Genomic DNA, 16,010 nt, shown 5'->3' with positions numbered 1-16,010 from the left:
ACAGGAGCACCCCATGCCTGAGATTCTTGGCCACAACTTCATCGCCGGCCAGCGCAGCGCCGCTGGCGCGCAACGCCTGCAGAGCCTGGACGCTAGCACCGGCGAAGCCCTGCCCTACAACTTCGCCCAGGCCACCGAGGCCGAAGTGGACCAGGCGGCACAAGCCGCTGCCGCAGCCTTCGTCGAGTTCCGCCAGTTGGCCCCGGCGCGCCGCGCCGAGTTCCTCGACGCCATCGCCGCTGAACTGGACGAGCTGGACGATGCCTTCGTCGCCATCGTCTGCCGTGAAACCGCACTGCCCGCTGGGCGCATTCAGGGTGAACGTGGCCGCACCAGCGGCCAGATGCGCCTGTTCGCCCAAGTGCTGCGCCGTGGCGACTACCTGGGGGCACGCATCGACCTGGCCTTGCCCGATCGCCAGCCGCTGCCGCGCGTAGACCTGCGCCAAATGCGCATCGGCGTCGGCCCGGTCGCCGTGTTCGGCGCCAGCAACTTCCCGCTGGCCTTCTCCACCGCTGGCGGCGACACCGCTGCAGCCTTCGCCGCGGGCTGCCCGGTAGTGTTCAAGGCGCACAGCGGCCACATGGCCACCGCCGACCTGGTCGGCGCTGCCATCGTCCGGGCTGCCGAGCGCACTGGCATGCCCAAGGGCGTGTTCAACATGGTCTTCGGCGGTGGTGTCGGTGAATGGCTGGTCAAGCACCCGGCCATCCAGGCCGTCGGCTTCACCGGTTCGCTCAAAGGCGGCGACGCCCTGTGCCGCATGGCCGCCGAGCGCCCGCAGCCGATCCCGGTGTTCGCCGAGATGTCCAGCATCAACCCGGTGATCATCCTGCCAGGGGCGCTGGCCAAGCGTGGCGAAGCCATCGCCCGCGAACTCGCCGGCTCCGTGTGCCTGGGCGCCGGCCAGTTCTGCACCAACCCGGGCCTGGTAATTGGCCTGCAGTCTCCACAGTTCAGCCAGTTACTCGCCGAACTCGGCCAGCACTTGGACGCGCAAGCCGGCCAGACCCTGCTCAATGCCGGTGGCCTGCGCAGCTATGTGGGCGGCCTGGAGCACCTGCAGGCACACGCAGGGATCGAACACCTGGCCGGTCAGCCGCAACAGGGCAGCCAGGCCCGCGCCCAGCTGTTCAAGGCCGACGCCCGGTTGCTGGTGGAGTCCGACCCGCTGCTGCAAGAAGAAGTGTTCGGCCCGACCACCGTTGCCGTCGAAGCTCAGGACAACGCGCAACTGCGCGCCGCCCTGCTCGGCCTGCGCGGTCAGCTGACCGCCACGCTGATCGGCGAGCCGGAAGACTTCGAGGCATTCGCCTGGCTGGTGCCGCTGCTGGAAGAAAAGGTCGGCCGTATCCTGGTCAACGGTTACCCGACCGGTGTGGAAGTGTGTGACGCGATGGTCCACGGCGGGCCGTACCCGGCCACTTCCGATGCCCGTGGCACCTCGGTCGGTACCTTGGCCATCGACCGCTTCCTGCGCCCGGTGTGCTACCAGAACTACCCGCAGGCGCTGCTGCCTGAGGCACTGCGGGATAGCAACCCGCTGGGCCTTCGCCGGTTGGTGAACGGGCAGTGGAGTGAAGGGGCGATCTGAATACCCTGATGCCAAAAAGCCCCGCAACTAGCGGGGCTTTTCTTTTGCTGTACTGGCCTCTTCGCGGGCAAGCCCGCGCTCACAGGTTTCGAAGACGTCGCAAAACCTGTGGGAGCGGGCTTGCCCGCGAAGAGGCCGGACCTGACGCCAGGAAGCTTAAACCCCTTGCGCCTCAGCCTCCGCATGCGCCTGGCGCAGCCGCTCGCGGCTGTTGCTCAGGTGCATGCGCATGGCCATCTTCGCCCCTTCGCTGTCGCCCCGGGCAATAGCTTCGTAGATTGCCTCGTGCTCGTGCATCAACCGGCTCATGTAGTGCGCCTGGTCATCATGGGCCAGGCGTGCGGAATTGAGCCGCGTGCGCGGGATGATGCTGGTGCCGAGGTGGTTGATGATGTCGGCGAAGTAGTGGTTGCCGCTGGCCTGGGCGATGCGCAGGTGGAACTGGAAGTCCGCCGACACTGCATCGGTGGCATGGGCGGCACCTTCGTTCAGTTCGTCCAGCGCCGCGCGCATGCCCGCCATTTCCTCGTCACTGCGCCGCTGTGCAGCCAGCCCGGCCGATTCGATCTCCAGGGCGATGCGCAGTTCCAACACCGCCAGCACCTCACGCAGCGTGACCACGGTGGCCGGGTCGATGCGGAAGCCGCCGGTGGCCGGGGTGTCCAGCACGAACGTGCCGATACCATGGCGCGTTTCGACCTGCCCGGCTGCCTGCAGCCGCGAGATCGCCTCACGCACCACGGTGCGGCTGACGCCCTCCTCGGCCATGATCTGCGATTCGGTCGGCAGCTTGTCGCCGCGCTTGAGTTGGCCGCTGCGAATGCGCTCGGTCAGCACCGTGACCAGTTCCTGGGCCAGACTGCGCGGCTTGCGCCGGGTCCTTGCCTGTACCTGCTGCTCTGTCATGCCCTGTATTTCACCTTGAAAGACAGCCGTCATGATAGCGCAAGCAGTTGTACGATCACATACACCCGACGTGGTATTTATTAAAGCGCCGCCCCGGGTGCCCGGCCCAGCACCCGCGTGTACTCATTCGGATGATCGCTTTACCTTGGTGATCCAGATGCGGCGTGATAAACCGACTGCCTGAGATTATTGTTGTTGCTTCGAATGGCCATTCCACGGAAGGAAACCACCTGATGAAACCTCTCGACCGCTTTCTGCTCACCTGCGGCCTTATCATCCCGTTCTGGCTGCTGCTGGGCGTCTGGCTCACCGCACGCGCCTACCCTGGCTATGACCATCTTCAGCAAGCCATGAGCCAGCTCGGCGCCGTAGGCGCCCCCACCCAACACTGGTCGCCACTGCTCAACAACTTCCCCCTGGCCGTGCTGTTCACGCTGTTCTCCTTGGGCCTGGCGCGGCGCTGGCGGGGTTCGAAGCTGGCGCTAGCGAGTGCAGGTTTACTCCTGCTGCATGGCGTTGGCAGCTTGGGCACCGGCTGGTTTGCCTGCGACCAGGTCTGTGCACCGGCTGAGCCGTCAGTGTCACAGCAACTGCACAACCTGTCTGGCCTGTTGATGTTCCTCTCATTGACCCTGGCCAGCGCCTTGTGGATATGGGCCGGCAAATCCGTGGTCGGGTCGCGCGCACTGGGGCTGTTTTCCCTAGGCTGCGTGATCGCAGCGACAGTGACCGTCATCCTAATGGCCCAAGCCGCCCAGAGCGGCCAGTTGTTCGGCTTGTACCAACGGCTGAACTACGGGGTGTCAGTGATCTGGGTTGCCGTCCTTGCGCTGTACAGCCTCCGCCCAGCGCTGGCAAATCGCCTGCTCATCGCCACTACCTGAGCTGAAAAATGCTGGCCCCCAAGCATCTGAAGCGAAGGCAAACTCCTTTTTCCGTCAAATGCTTAGGACAGCAACATGCGCGTATTTCTAGCAATGGTGGCAGGCTGCCTGGTGGCTACAACTGCCTTCGGTGCCCAGGCCAGGACGTTGAGCCAGAACGATCGCCAAGCCTGTGGCTGGGGTTCGCAGATTGCCGCAGAGGCCCAGCAGGCCAAACTCTCCGGCGTGACCCTGTATGCCACGCGCAAGAAGCTGCAGGTGCGCAGGTTCGCCAAACCCTGGATGCGCATGACGGCCTTGGGCATCACTGAACAGACCTACAACAGCAGCTCACGGCTGAAGCCCGTGGCGATCAAGCAGACGTACTATGAGCAGTGCGTTCAGCACGCAGTCACTAAAAGATAAATCGTTTACAATCAATTAGTTATTTGAACTACTTAATTTGAAATCTGATTAATCTCAGTTCTACTTGCGCCAAGGCGGCCCTGCCCTGAACTGCGCTTCGAGCCATGCCTTGAATGCACCCAGCGCGGCTGTGTTCAAGCGTGCTGATGGCCGCACCAAATAGATCCCTGCCGCCACATCCAACTGCCATTGCGGCAACACCCGCACCAGGCGTCCGGCAGCCAGGTCCGCGCCCATCAGCCAATCACCGCCAGCAAGGATGCCTACCCCACGCCGCGCGGCCTCCAGCAACGCCTCGTTGTCGTTGCCACGCAACGAGCCACTGATCTTCACACTCACCTGTTGCGTTCCACAGGTAAGGCGCCATTCAGGAAATGATCGTAAGCCACTGAATCCTAGACAATTATGACCTGAAAGTTCTGGCGGACTATCGGGTTCACCATGCCGCGATACGTAGCTGGGCGAAGCGCAGAGGATGCGCACGTGGTCGCACAGCTTGGTCGCCACCAGGCGGTTGTCGGCCAGCTCGCCGATACGGATGGCGGCGTCGAAACCCTCTCCAACCAGGTCGACGAAGCGATCGGCGTACTCGGTCTCGACCGTCACCTGCGGGTAGGCCAGCACGAAGTCCGCCAGCATCCCGCTCAACCAACGCCGCCCCATCGCCGCCGGCAATGCCAGGCGCAGGCGCCCGCGCACCGATGCTGCGCCCTCGGCAGCCTCCTGCTCGGCCTCCGCGATAAGCCGGCTGGCTTCACGCACACGCGCCACCAGGCGCTCGCCCTCGTCGGTGAAGCGCAGTTGCCGGGTAGTGCGCTCCACCAGGCGGATGCCCAGGCGCTGCTCCAGCGCACTGAGGCGCTTGGAGAGCACCGTGGGGTGGCGCGCCAGGTGCTGGCCGGCCGCCGAAAAAGAACCCCGCTCGTACAGGGCAAGCAAGGTGGCAAGTTCGTCGGCGCGGCGGCTGTCTAAGGCATCCATGGCAAGGCTCGGTGGCGTAGTTGGCAATCAGGCGGTGAGGATCAGCGCCCCTTCCGAGAAGCCCTGCTCCAGGTCCCCATGGGCCCTGGCGGCATCGGCCAACGGGTAGCGGCGCCACACCCGTGGCTGGATGATACCTTCGGCGACCGCTGCCAGCACATCGGCTGCACGCTGCTGGTATTCCTGGACCGTGCGGGTGTGGGCGGCCAGCGAGGGACGGGTGAGGTACAACGAGCCTTTGCTGTTGAGTGTGGCCACCTCGACCGCTGCCGGCGCGCCTGAAGTTCCGCCGAACGAAACCAGTAGCCCGCGTGGGCGCAAGCTGTCCAATGACGCTTCCAGCGATACCTTGCCCACGCAGTCATAGACCACATCGACGCCCTGCCCTTGGGTCAGTTCGCGCACCTGACCAGCCAAAGTCGCGGCATCGAACACCAGCACATGGTTGCAGCCCGCCGCTTGCGCCCGTGCCACGCTCTGCGGGCGCGATACCACACCGATTACCGTTGCCCCCAGGTGCCGCGCCCACGGCACCATCAGCTGGCCCAGCGCACCGGCTGCACCGTACAGCAGCATCTGGGTGCCCGGGCCTACCGGATAGGTGGTCTTGAGCAGATACTGCGCGGTGATGCCTTTGAACAAGACGGCCGCAGCGGCTTCGTCACTCAGCTCGGCCGGCAAAGGTACCAGCCGCTCTGCGGGATACAGACGGCCGCTGGCGTAACCGCCCACTGGCCCTGTGGCATAGGCGACGCGGTCACCGACCTGAACATTGTCCACGCCCTCGCCCACCGCGCCGACGCGTCCCGCAGCCTCCAGGCCCAGGCCACAGGGCAATGCCAGCGGCGCGCCGCCTTTGCGCTGCAGCACATCGAGCGGATTCACGCCCATGGCGGTCTGCTCCAGCCACACCTGGCCGGGGCCAGGCTGCTGGGCTTGCAGGGCTTGTAGCTGCATGACGTCGGCGGCGCCGGTGGCGCTCAACACGATACGGGTAGCCATGTTCGATTCCTGATGGGAGTGAAAGACCGACTCAGGCTAATTAGTCGGCAGGAATCGAACAATCAGGCCAGGTGCAGAAGATTTCTGCACCTGATACAGCAATGCTGTCAGCAGCCGGTCAACGCCACCGGCCGGCGCTCACCGGCGAAGAACAGCGGGCGCAGGCGCACGCCGATCAGGTTGCCGGTGTAAGCCGCGATCAGCCACAGCCAGCCATGCACGCTACCCGAGGCGATGCCGCTGAAGTAGGCGCCGATGTTGCAACCGTAAGCCAGGCGCGATCCATAGCCCAGCAGCAGGCCACCGATGACCGCAGCGATCAGCGACGGCAGCGGGATTTTCAGGCTTGGTGCAAAACGCCCCGCCAAGCCTGCTGCCAGCAGCGCGCCGAGCACGATGCCCAGGTCCATCACCGTGGTCACGTCCTGCCACAGCGGCGCGGCCAGCGCCTTGGCATTGGCCGGTGCCTGCCAGAAGACCCAGCTGCCGACGTCTACGCCGAAGCTGGCAAGGGTCTTGGCGCCCCACAGGGCGAAGGCGGAGGTGATACCCCAAGGCCGTCCGGCCAGGGCCAGGGTTGCGTAGTTCAGCAAGGCCAAGGCAATCGCGCCCCACAGCAGCGGCCATGGGCCACGCAGGAAACGGCGCAGCCCTTGATGCTCACTGCTGACCGGGCTTTCCAGGGCGCCATGGCGACGCTTTTCCAGCACCAGGGTGGCCCAGGCGATCAACGCGAACACGGCCACGCTCACCAGCAGCGCCGGCCCCACGCCCCAGGCCTGGACAATCGAGGTCGCCGGGAACGACGGCAAGGCGAACCACCAATCAGCATGATGCGTGGCAGTGACCGAGCCGATGATGAAGAACAGCAGGGTCACCAGCATACGCGCATTGCCACCGCCCACGGTGAACAGCGTGCCCGAGGCACAGCCGCCGCCCAGCTGCATGCCGATGCCGAAGATGAAGGCACCGAACACCACCGACACACCAGCGGGGGCCACCAGGCCGGTCACCGGGTTGCCGAACAGGCTGCCAGCCGAAAGCGCCGGGAAGAACAGCAGCACGGCCAGGGTCAGCATGACCATCTGTGCGCGCAGGCCGGCGCCGCGGCGCTCGTTGATGAACACCCGCCAGGCCGAGGTGAAGCCAAAGGCGGCGTGGTACAGCGTCAGCCCCAATGCGGCGCCTACAATCAGCAGCAGCACCTGCTTGAAGCCGGCGTTGAGGTTGAGGAACCAGGCGCCGGCCAGCAGCAGGGCCAGGGCGATCACGGGGGCGCCCAGGTGGCGAGGTTCGGGTGTGGCGGTTGTGGAAAGACCCATTGGAATGCTCGGATTACAGTAAAACGGGCGGCGATTATAGCGCCGTAGGCCAGTCAATGCTGCCCACGATCAGGGCGGTACATCTGTTAGGCTGATACAACGTCCATCAAGCCACCAAGGCCATTCGCCCCATGGATGAACTGCGCAAGATTGACCTCAACCTGCTACTGGCTCTCCACGCCCTACTGAGCGAAAAGCATGTGACCCGAGCGGCCCTGCGCCTGCACCGCAGCCAGCCGGCGGTGAGCCATGCCTTGGCGCAATTGCGCACCTACTTCAACGACCCCCTGCTGATTCGCCAAAACGGCCAGATGGCCCTGAGCGCCCGCGCCGAATCCCTGAACAAACCCCTGCAGGACGCCCTGGCCAGCCTCAACAGCCTGCTGGCCGCCCCACGTTTCGAGCCTGCCCTGGCCCAACGCCGCTTCCGTCTGTCGTTGTCCGACTATTCTTCACGGATCATTCTGCCGCCGTTGGTTCGCCACCTGCGCCAGACGGCTCCCGGCGTCGACCTGGCCATCAGCCAGGCCAGCCGCGAGGCGATGATGGCGCAGTTGCTCGATGGGGAGCTCGACCTGGCCCTGGGCATTTTCCCCGAGCTGCCTCAAGACATTACGGCCCAGACCCTGTTCGAGGACAGCTTCGTCAGCATCGCCGACCGCCAGGTACTGCCGCCCAAAGGCGGACTGGCGCTGGATGACTGGCTAACGCGTCCGCACGTGCTCATGGCCATGCGCCCGGATGCCCATGACGAGATCGAACGTGCTCTGGCTGCGCAAGGCCTGAGGCGACGTATTGCGCTGGCGTTACCCCACTGGAGTGCCGCCGTGGAGGTGCTCGGTGGCACCGACCTGATCCTCACCGTGGCCAAACGCGCGGTGGGCCCTATGCGGCAACACAACACCCTGCGCCAATTCGCACCGCCCTTGCCCATCCCTCCACTGGCTTATCAGCAGGCGTGGCACGCGAGAAAAGCCAGTGACCCAGGTCATCGCTGGCTGCGCGAGACGGTCTGGGCGTGCTGTCAGCCCGAGCAGTGATCAACCTTCCGGCTGTTTAACGACAGTTGCTTGTGCATCAGACGGACTTGCTGCCCAGGTGCTCTGGACCAGAAACACGCCTGCCAGGATCAGGATCACGCCGGCAATCCTCGGCAGACTCACCGGCTTGCTGGTCACGCCCATCAGTCCGAAATGGTCTACGACTACCGACGTCAGGATCTGCCCCGCCACCACCAGCACCAGAAAACCCGCTGTGCCAAGTTTGGGCGTCAACGCCGCGGCAGCCGCCACGTACAAGGCGCCCAGCACCCCGCCGATCCACAGCCACCAGGGACCTTGCAGCGCCTTGCCCAGATCGGGCATGGGTACCCGCAAAACCAACAGTGCCGCGATGACCACCACAGAACTGATCGTCAGCGATGTGAAGGCACCCCATAACCAGTGCCCAAGCCCGCGCCCCACTGCCGCGTTGCTGGCGGCCTGATAGGGCAGCACCATCCCGGCCACAAGCGCCAATACCAGAGGAAGAAAACCGATAAACAGAGCTTTGTTAACCATCTATGCACTCGTTAGGAGGGAGGGTGCACACATGATGCTGAAATCGAGATGGATTATGGAAATCTAAGATATGCACCTACATTATTCGCCTGATAGATATTAGTTTGCTGTCATTCCTCTTCGCGGGGCAAGCCCGCTCCCACAGGCTTTCCTCAATAGCTTGAGAACTTGTGGGAGCGGGCTTGCCCCGCGAAGAGGCCGGTACTGACTTAACGCGAGGTCTCGATCCGCAGCACTTCGGTGTAGATCGCATCAACCGTCTGGTCGACTTTCAAGTTCTTCATCCGCGCCTGCAGTTCAGGGTCTTCAACCTTGACCACCTGCAGCTTGCCTTCCGGTGGCAACAAGCTCACCTCGTGGGTTTTCAGGTCGATCTTCTTGATCTGCGAAGTAACCCTGACCTGGCGGAACGCTTCACCGCCCGGGTTGGGATTGTCCTTGGTGGCGCGGATGGTGCCGGACTCTTCGCTGGCTTTCGGCGCCCCACCCACATTGGTGTTGAGCACATAAGCCACCGCGCGGGTCACGTAGATGTCGACTTTGTCACCCACCTTGAGATTGGGCAGTGCCTTGGCCTGCTCCGTGAGCTGGAAGGTCACGTCCTTGTCGTGCGGTCCCTTGACCGTCACCTGGCGATTAGCCTGGTCGATGGCCGTGACCTGAGTGGTGACATGGCTTTCCAGCGCTTCGCTGGCAATCGGTATATCGGCAGCCTGCACCGCGAAACTGGCGGTGCCAACGAGCGTGGCAAGCGCAACGGCGCGAGCGAGTGTACAAAGAGCATTCATAGGCCTGCTTCCCTGTGATCAAGACCGGATTGGCGCGTGAACGGTTCACGCGCCGCTCCTTCACCATAGCTGGAGTTACCGATTGCGCGTGACTCGCCACACGGTATTGGCCAAGTCATCGGCAATGATCAATGCCCCCTTCGGATCGACCGTCACCCCGACCGGCCGCCCGCGAGTTTTGCCATCCTCACCCCGGAAGCCCGTGGCGAAGTCGATTGGCTCACCAGCCGGCTTGCCGTTGTTGAACGGCACGAAGATCACCTTGTAGCCCACCGGGTTCGGCCGGTTCCAGCTGCCGTGCTCACCCACGAACACACCCTCGGCGAACCGCTCGCCCATGGCGGGAAGGGAGAAATCCACGCCCAGCGCGGCGACGTGCGAGCCCAGGCTGTAGTCCGGCTTGATTGCGGCCGCAACCTTGTCGGGGTTCTGCGGTTTCACCCGCTCATCGACGTTCTGCCCCCAGTAGCTGTAGGGCCAGCCATAGAAGCCACCTTCGCGCACCGAGGTGAGGTAGTCCGGCACCAGGTCCGGGCCCAGTTCATCGCGCTCGTTGACCACCGTCCACAGTTGCCCGCTGCCGGGCTGGATGGCCAGCGCGGTCGGGTTGCGCAGGCCAGTGGCATAAGGCTTGTGCGCGCCGCTGACGGCATCAATCTGCCAGACCATGGCGCGGTCAACCTCGGCTTCCATGCCTCGCTCGGTGATGTTGCTGTTAGAGCCGATGCCGACATACAGGTAGCGGCCATCCGGGCTGATGGTCAGCGCCTTGGTCCAGTGGTGGTTGATCTCGCTTGGCAGGTCGGTGACCTTGGCCGGCGGCCCCCCGGCTTTGGTCTGGCCGTCCTGATAATCGAAACGCACCAGCGCATCCTGGTTGGCCACATACAGCTTGCCATCGGCAAAGGCCAGGCCGTACGGCGCGTTGAGGTTTTCGGCGAACACCGTCTGCACCTCGTAGGTGCCATCGCCGTCGGCGTCGCGCAGCAGGGTCAGGCGGTTGCCGCCCTTGACCTGGGTGTTGCCCTTGGCCTTGATCTGGCTGGCGATGACATCCTTGGGTTTGAGTTTTGCGGCATTGCCACCCCGGCCTTCGGCCACCAGAATGTCGCCGTTGGGCAGTACCAGGCTCTGACGCGGGATTTTAAGACCGGTGGCGATGGCAGTGATGCTGTAGCCCTCCGGCACCGTCGGTTTCTGCTCGCCCCACTGCGCAGGTTGGGCAATCTTCATGCTCGGCAGCAGGCCCCGCTCCGGGGCGGGTAGTTTCGGGTCAGGGCCAAGCGCCTGAGTGGCCTCACCGTCACCGCCACAGGCGCTCAACAGCAGCGCCACGCTCAATACTGGCAATGCCTGCAATGGCTTCATGCCTCACCTCCCGAACGCAGATTGCTCATCCCCAGCCAGGCCGCCACGCAGGCCAGCACCGTCACCACCAGCGACAGCGCCAGCCCCGCCGGCATCACCGCCCAGGCGTCCTTGGCATGCTCGAACGCATTGACCAGACCCAGTACCCAGGTCACCAGCAGCAAGAGGAAATACAACGTCGGCCGCCCGCCCTTGCGCTCGGCGCGGATCAGGTTGGCCAGGGCGAACAACAGTGTCAGCCCGCAGAACAGCAACCCACCCGCAATCAGCCAGGCGGCGAAGTTGCTCCACTGGATCTGGTAACTCTTGAAGTAGGCGATATCGCTCAGCAAGGCGCCGAGGAACAACGGAACCGTGCCGGCCAGCAGAATCGCATGCAACGGGCTGGGCGTGCATCGGTAGAGGGTTTGCTCAGTAGCGGTCACGGCGCCTCCTTATCAGTCAGTGACCCGGAACTGATGACCTGGCGCGAATACCCGGTCCATCAGGCGTGCGCGGGGTGCGCAATGCAAGTGATCACGATGTCGTCCGATAAGTTCACCGCTTGGCTTGATTGACCTATCCTTAAAGCATTAACCACCCCTGCAGAGGCAAAGGCATGAGCGTTAACTCGGCACGGCCCTACGCGTTGTGGGCGGCGCATGCCCTTCTAGCCCTCAGCCTGGCGGTGAACGCGGGATGTTCGAACAAGAGCAGCAAGGCGCGCTACTACGCAGCGACACCTGGCTCGAACTGCTTCGCCAAAGCCGTGCCCAGCCTGGGCGAAGGGGGCCTGGCGTGGGGCAACACGCTGAGCATTGCCCGACAGAAATCGATGAACAATTGCATCCGCTATGCAGGGCGGTCCGGCGGGACACCGAACACCTGCCAGGTGGTCATGGCCAAGTGCAAGAACTAATCATTTCCCCGGTACGCGTCAAGCGCGCACTCCAGCTGCGTCAGTTCGAGTTCGCTGCCCTTCTCCAACCGTGCGCAGCGGTTTGCACAGTCGATAAACACCCTCGCCTCCTTCCCGCCCGGATATTTGCGCAACACCAACTCGACCGTTGTCGGGGTATGCCAGGTGCTCATGTCCGATGACCATCGAGCATCACTGAAACGCAACAGGCAGGTGCCTGCACGGGTATCGACAATCCGTGGTGAATAGACCCAATGCGTATTTCCCGCCTCCCAAGGCCTCACCAGAACCCGATAGTGATCATCCGCTGAAGTGGACAGCATCTCTTCGTCTTCAACCGGCTGGCCATTGGCAGCCACGTAGCGCTCGAATGCCATGACCTGGGTAGACATACGAGAGGCCGATTCATAAGACTGAACATGCTGGCGGTAGCTCGCGAACTCGGCGCTCTGCGCCCCGTCGGCAAACAAGGATGCGATGGCGGCGCTCTGCACCAGCCAGTACACCTCGTCCGACTGCTCATGGGCCTTGCTGCTGCCCAGGGTGATTGCCTGGGTCAGCAACTCGCTGGCCAACCGCCGACCGGCGTCACGCAGCGGGACATCGTCCAGCGGCGCGGTCGCTTTCGCTACCTGCGCCATGAAAGCTGAATAGCGGTGTTGCAATGGCGCGCCAATCAAACCTAGCGGAAGCGGCAGGTCGAGTGGTTCCAATACCCGGTTACGTGGCAACCAGGCCAGGTTCTGCTCGACACGGGTAGGCGCAAAAACAGGTTCGACGGGCTGTTGTTTGCCTGGCTTAGCCACGAGGCAGCCTCTCAGGCGGTTGAAAAGCTTGATCACCAGTACGTCCTTGACAGTGTTTGGGCGCCCTATGCTAACTCGGATCCAGGTCAACGCTTCATGATCACCACTTCCAGGTATTCGCTAGGCACCACCAGCGATGATGCCCCGCCTTGGTTGTGCTCATTCAGCAACGCCGTAAGATCGCTCTCCAACGCCGCAGCAGCGTCCGCCGGCAACGCCGCAAATGCCTTGTGCACCGGCCCATACCAGGTACGGAACACCTCGATGAAGTGCGCAGCCGAGCGATAGCGGAAGTTGAAGTGCTGCCGGCTGACGTCCATGGCGCCGATGGTACCCTCGAACATCACCCGCAGTTGCTCTTCATCACCCCAGCGCGACGGTGGCAATGCCCCGACGGGGGGTGGTACATGCCGGCCCAGGGTCTTGAACATCTGCCCGACGAAGCCCTGCGGGGTCCAATTAGCCAGGCCGACCCTGCCACCAGAACGGCAGACACGCGCCAACTCGCGGGCGGCCTGCGCCTGGTCGGGGGCGAACATCACGCCAAAGGTCGAGACGACCGCATCGAAGCTGCCGTCGCGAAACGGCAAGTCCTCGGCATCGGCCACCTGAAAATCAACATTGAGGTGTTCCGCGCGAGCGCGCTCTTCCCCGCGTTTGAGCAGTTCGGGCACGTAGTCGGTCGAGGTCACCCGGCAACCACGCCGGGCCGCAGCCAGGGTGACATTGCCGTTGCCCGCCGCAACATCCAGTACCTGCTCATCCCAGCGCAGGTCGCAGGCTTCGGCGAGCCGTTCGCCCACCAACTGCAGCGTGGTGCCGATCACCGCGTAATCGCCACTGGCCCACGCCGCCTGCTGGCGGGCCTTCAAAGCATTGGTATCCAAAGGAGTGCTCATGGTCTGCGCCTTCCTGTTCTAAGCGCGGCCGAGGTCCTTCTGGCGGTCTACGCGCCGGGGGGTTGGTATGGTTTGAGCGGGATATAGCTAAGCGCTGGGCAGAGCACTCGGCAAGCGATACGGAATGGATGGCAATACGGATTAGCGATAGGGCAAATACTGTTCCGCTATATCGCTTTGACGAGGGGCGCTGAGCGCCCCTTGCAAAGGTATCAGACCGCGTTGGCCCGCGCGGCATGCAGCTTCTTGTAGCTCTCGATCAGGCGCAGATGACGGTCCAGCCCTTCGAGCTTCATGCTGGTTGGGGTCAGCCCATGGAAACGCACGCTGCCGTCCACCGACCCCAGTACCGCGTCCATGCGCGGATTGCCGAACATGCGGCGGAAGTTGGCCTCGTAGTCCTCCATCTCCAGCTCATCGTCCAGCACCACTTCCAGTACCACGTTCAGCGCCTGGTAGAACAAGCCACGGTCGACGGTGTTGTCGTTGAACTGCAGGAATGCTTCGACCAGCTCCTTGGCATCTTCGAACTTCTTCAGCGCCAGGCAGATCAGCAGCTTCAGCTCAAGGATGGTCAGCTGGCCCCACACCGTGTTGTCGTCGAACTCGACGCCGATCAGCGTGGTGATGGTGGTGTAGTCATCCACCTCGCAGTTGTCGAGGCGCTTGCGCAGCGCACGCAGGGCGCGGTTGTCGAGGCTGTGCAGGTTGAGGATGTCGGCACGGAAACCCAGGGCGCGGTTGGTGTTGTCCCAGATCAGGTCCTCGACCGGGTAGATCTCGGAATAACCCGGCACCAGGATGCGGCAGGCGTTGGCGCCGAGCGTGTCGTACACGGCCACGTACACTTCTTTGCCCAGGTCTTCGAGGATGCCGAACAAGGTGGCGGCTTCCTGGATGTTGGAATCTTCGCCGTGGCCGGAGAAGTCCCACTCGACAAATTCGAAGTCGGCCTTGGCACCGAAGAAGCGCCACGACACCACACCGCTGGAATCGATGAAGTGCTCGACGAAGTTGTTCGGCTCGGTCAGCGCATGGCTTTCGAAAGTCGGCTGTGGCAGATCGTTGAGGCCCTCGAAGCTACGGCCCTGCAGCAGCTCGGTGAGGCTGCGCTCCAGCGCCACCTCGAAGCTTGGGTGAGCGCCAAACGAAGCGAACACACCCCCGGTGCGCGGGTTCATCAAGGTCACGCACATCACCGGGAATTCCCCGCCCAGCGATGCGTCCTTGACCAATACCGGAAAGCCCTGCTCTTCCAGGCCCTGGATACCGGCGACAATACCCGGGTACTTGGCCAGCACCGCCTGCGGCACATCCGGCAGGCACAGCTCGCCTTCGAGGATTTCGCGTTTGACCGCCCGCTCGAAGATTTCCGACAGGCACTGCACCTGCGCTTCGGCCAGGGTGTTACCGGCGCTCATGCCGTTACTGAGGAACAGGTTCTCGATCAGGTTGGACGGGAAGTACACCACCTGCTCGTCCGACTGGCGCACAAAGGGCAGCGAGCAGATGCCGCGCTCGGTGTTGCCGGAATTGGTGTCGTAAAGGTGCGAGCCACGCAGCTCGCCGTCCGGGTTGTAGATCTCAAGGCAGTGTTCGTCGAGGATCTCGGCCGGCAGCTCGTCCTTCGGCCCTGGCTTGAACCACTGCTCGTTGGGGTAATGCACGAATGCCGCGTTGGCGATGTCTTCGCCCCAGAACTGGTCGTTATAGAAGAAATTGCAGTTCAGCCGCTCGATGAATTCACCCAGCGCCGAGGCCAGCGCGGCCTCCTTGGTCGAACCCTTGCCGTTGGTGAAGCACATCGGCGACTGCGCATCGCGCACGTGCAGCGACCACACGTTGGGCACGATATTGCGCCACGAGGCGATCTCGATCTTCATGCCCAACCCGGCGAGCAGGCCGGACATGTTGGCGATGGTCTGCTCCAGCGGCAGGTCCTTGCCGGCGATGTAGGTGGTGGTGTCGGCCACCGGCATCAGCAGGCCCTGAGCATCGGCGTCGAGGTTTTCCACCTCTTCGATGATGAACTCGGGTCCGGTTTGCACGACTTTCTTGACCGTGCAACGGTCGATGGAACGCAGGATGCCTTGGCGGTCCTTCTCGGAGATGTCTTCCGGCAGCTCGACCTGGATCTTGAAGATCTGGTTGTAGCGGTTTTCCGGGTCGACGATGTTGTTCTGCGACAGGCGAATGTTCTCGGTGGGAATATCGCGGGTCTGGCAGTACAGCTTGACGAAGTAGGCGGCGCACAGGGCCGACGAGGCAAGGAAATAGTCGAACGGCCCCGGTGCCGAGCCATCGCCCTTGTAGCGGATCGGCTGGTCGGCGATCACCGTGAAGTCGTCGAATTTGGCCTCAAGACGGAGGTTGTCGAGAAAGTTGACCTTGATTTCCATGCGGGGGTACCAGAAAGCGTGCGGAACGAATGGCGGGCATTATCCGATTTTTTTACCGGGAAGTCTTGGGGCAACAGGACTGCCCCGCGCAATTGCGCATTCCACCGGATTGCTTGCCTGATCCTCTGAACTTGCAGCCCCTGCCAGACCGGCGGTCACAGCGCTGTGCTAGCGTTTCTGGATTGGGGAACAACGTATT

The 16,010-nt window shown here is 63.3% G+C and carries 16 protein-coding genes; 5 read left to right on the top strand and 11 right to left on the bottom strand.

What is annotated here, in order from left to right; genetic code table 11:
• Nucleotides 1–13: 13 nt before the first annotated feature.
• Complete coding sequence (locus tag ACZ6YA_RS12885; RefSeq protein WP_465897504.1) at nt 14–1,594, top strand: aldehyde dehydrogenase (NADP(+)); 1,581 nt, start codon at nt 14–16, stop codon at nt 1,592–1,594.
• Between the two features lie 156 nt (nt 1,595–1,750).
• Here the strand turns inward: ACZ6YA_RS12885 and ACZ6YA_RS12880 are convergent, their stop codons facing one another.
• Nucleotides 1,751–2,500, bottom strand: coding sequence for a FadR/GntR family transcriptional regulator (locus tag ACZ6YA_RS12880; RefSeq protein ID WP_465897503.1), 750 nt, complete (start codon nt 2,498–2,500; stop codon nt 1,751–1,753).
• 233 nt (nt 2,501–2,733) lie between these two features.
• On the opposite strand from ACZ6YA_RS12880, the gene ACZ6YA_RS12875 reads away from it, so the two are divergent.
• Nucleotides 2,734–3,384: a DUF998 domain-containing protein gene (locus tag ACZ6YA_RS12875; protein WP_465897502.1), complete on the top strand. Its 651-nt coding sequence runs from the start codon at nt 2,734–2,736 to the stop codon at nt 3,382–3,384.
• Between the two features lie 75 nt (nt 3,385–3,459).
• Entirely contained in the window at nt 3,460–3,789 is a 330-nt protein-coding gene (locus ACZ6YA_RS12870; protein ID WP_465897501.1) for a hypothetical protein, read from the top strand.
• Between the two features lie 60 nt (nt 3,790–3,849).
• Here ACZ6YA_RS12870 and ACZ6YA_RS12865 read toward each other — a convergent pair whose 3' ends face one another.
• The 3 genes from ACZ6YA_RS12865 to ACZ6YA_RS12855 all read right to left on the bottom strand — a co-directional run bounded on the left by ACZ6YA_RS12865 (nt 3,850) and on the right by ACZ6YA_RS12855 (nt 7,094).
• A complete protein-coding gene (locus ACZ6YA_RS12865; protein WP_465897500.1) occupies nt 3,850–4,770 on the bottom strand; it encodes a LysR family transcriptional regulator in 921 nt (306 codons plus the stop codon).
• Nucleotides 4,771–4,797: 27 nt separating this feature from the next.
• Complete coding sequence (locus ACZ6YA_RS12860; protein WP_465897499.1) at nt 4,798–5,772, bottom strand: quinone oxidoreductase family protein; 975 nt, start codon at nt 5,770–5,772, stop codon at nt 4,798–4,800.
• A gap of 107 nt (nt 5,773–5,879) precedes the next feature.
• On the bottom strand, nt 5,880–7,094 hold the full coding sequence (locus ACZ6YA_RS12855) for a YeeE/YedE family protein (RefSeq protein ID WP_465897498.1): 1,215 nt from the start codon (nt 7,092–7,094) through the stop codon (nt 5,880–5,882).
• 131 nt (nt 7,095–7,225) lie between these two features.
• Between ACZ6YA_RS12855 and ACZ6YA_RS12850 the strand changes: the two genes are divergently transcribed.
• Complete coding sequence (locus tag ACZ6YA_RS12850; RefSeq protein WP_465897497.1) at nt 7,226–8,134, top strand: LysR family transcriptional regulator; 909 nt, start codon at nt 7,226–7,228, stop codon at nt 8,132–8,134.
• On the opposite strand, the gene ACZ6YA_RS12845 is transcribed toward ACZ6YA_RS12850, so the two are convergent.
• The 4 genes from ACZ6YA_RS12845 to ACZ6YA_RS12830 form a co-directional block, all read right to left on the bottom strand.
• Nucleotides 8,135–8,653, bottom strand: coding sequence for a DMT family transporter (locus ACZ6YA_RS12845; protein WP_465897496.1), 519 nt, complete (start codon nt 8,651–8,653; stop codon nt 8,135–8,137).
• 209 nt (nt 8,654–8,862) lie between these two features.
• Nucleotides 8,863–9,441: a hypothetical protein gene (locus tag ACZ6YA_RS12840; RefSeq protein WP_465897495.1), complete on the bottom strand. Its 579-nt coding sequence runs from the start codon at nt 9,439–9,441 to the stop codon at nt 8,863–8,865.
• A 75-nt stretch (nt 9,442–9,516) separates the two neighbouring features.
• Nucleotides 9,517–10,809: a PQQ-dependent sugar dehydrogenase gene (locus ACZ6YA_RS12835; protein WP_465897494.1), complete on the bottom strand. Its 1,293-nt coding sequence runs from the start codon at nt 10,807–10,809 to the stop codon at nt 9,517–9,519.
• Entirely contained in the window at nt 10,806–11,234 is a 429-nt protein-coding gene (locus ACZ6YA_RS12830; protein ID WP_465897493.1) for a DUF2231 domain-containing protein, read from the bottom strand. Before ACZ6YA_RS12830 ends, ACZ6YA_RS12835 begins: the two co-directional genes overlap by 4 nt.
• A 173-nt stretch (nt 11,235–11,407) precedes the next feature.
• Between ACZ6YA_RS12830 and ACZ6YA_RS12825 the strand changes: the two genes are divergently transcribed.
• A complete protein-coding gene (locus ACZ6YA_RS12825) occupies nt 11,408–11,707 on the top strand; it encodes a hypothetical protein (protein WP_465897491.1) in 300 nt (99 codons plus the stop codon).
• On the opposite strand, the gene ACZ6YA_RS12820 is transcribed toward ACZ6YA_RS12825, so the two are convergent.
• The 3 genes from ACZ6YA_RS12820 to ACZ6YA_RS12810 form a co-directional block, all read right to left on the bottom strand.
• Nucleotides 11,704–12,549 carry a hypothetical protein gene (locus tag ACZ6YA_RS12820; RefSeq protein ID WP_465897490.1) on the bottom strand — a complete coding sequence of 282 codons (846 nt, stop codon included), beginning with the start codon at nt 12,547–12,549 and terminating at the stop codon, nt 11,704–11,706. The genes ACZ6YA_RS12825 and ACZ6YA_RS12820 overlap by 4 nt on opposite strands.
• A 50-nt stretch (nt 12,550–12,599) precedes the next feature.
• Nucleotides 12,600–13,412 carry a class I SAM-dependent methyltransferase gene (locus ACZ6YA_RS12815; protein WP_465897489.1) on the bottom strand — a complete coding sequence of 271 codons (813 nt, stop codon included), beginning with the start codon at nt 13,410–13,412 and terminating at the stop codon, nt 12,600–12,602.
• A 212-nt stretch (nt 13,413–13,624) separates the two neighbouring features.
• Complete coding sequence (locus ACZ6YA_RS12810; RefSeq protein WP_465897488.1) at nt 13,625–15,811, bottom strand: OsmC domain/YcaO domain-containing protein; 2,187 nt, start codon at nt 15,809–15,811, stop codon at nt 13,625–13,627.
• Nucleotides 15,812–16,010: the final 199 nt, after the last annotated feature.

This window comes from Pseudomonas sp. NPDC090752 (assembly GCF_055584805.1).
Note: the sequence above shows the minus strand (reverse complement) of the source record. Positions and strands in the feature narration are given on the sequence as shown.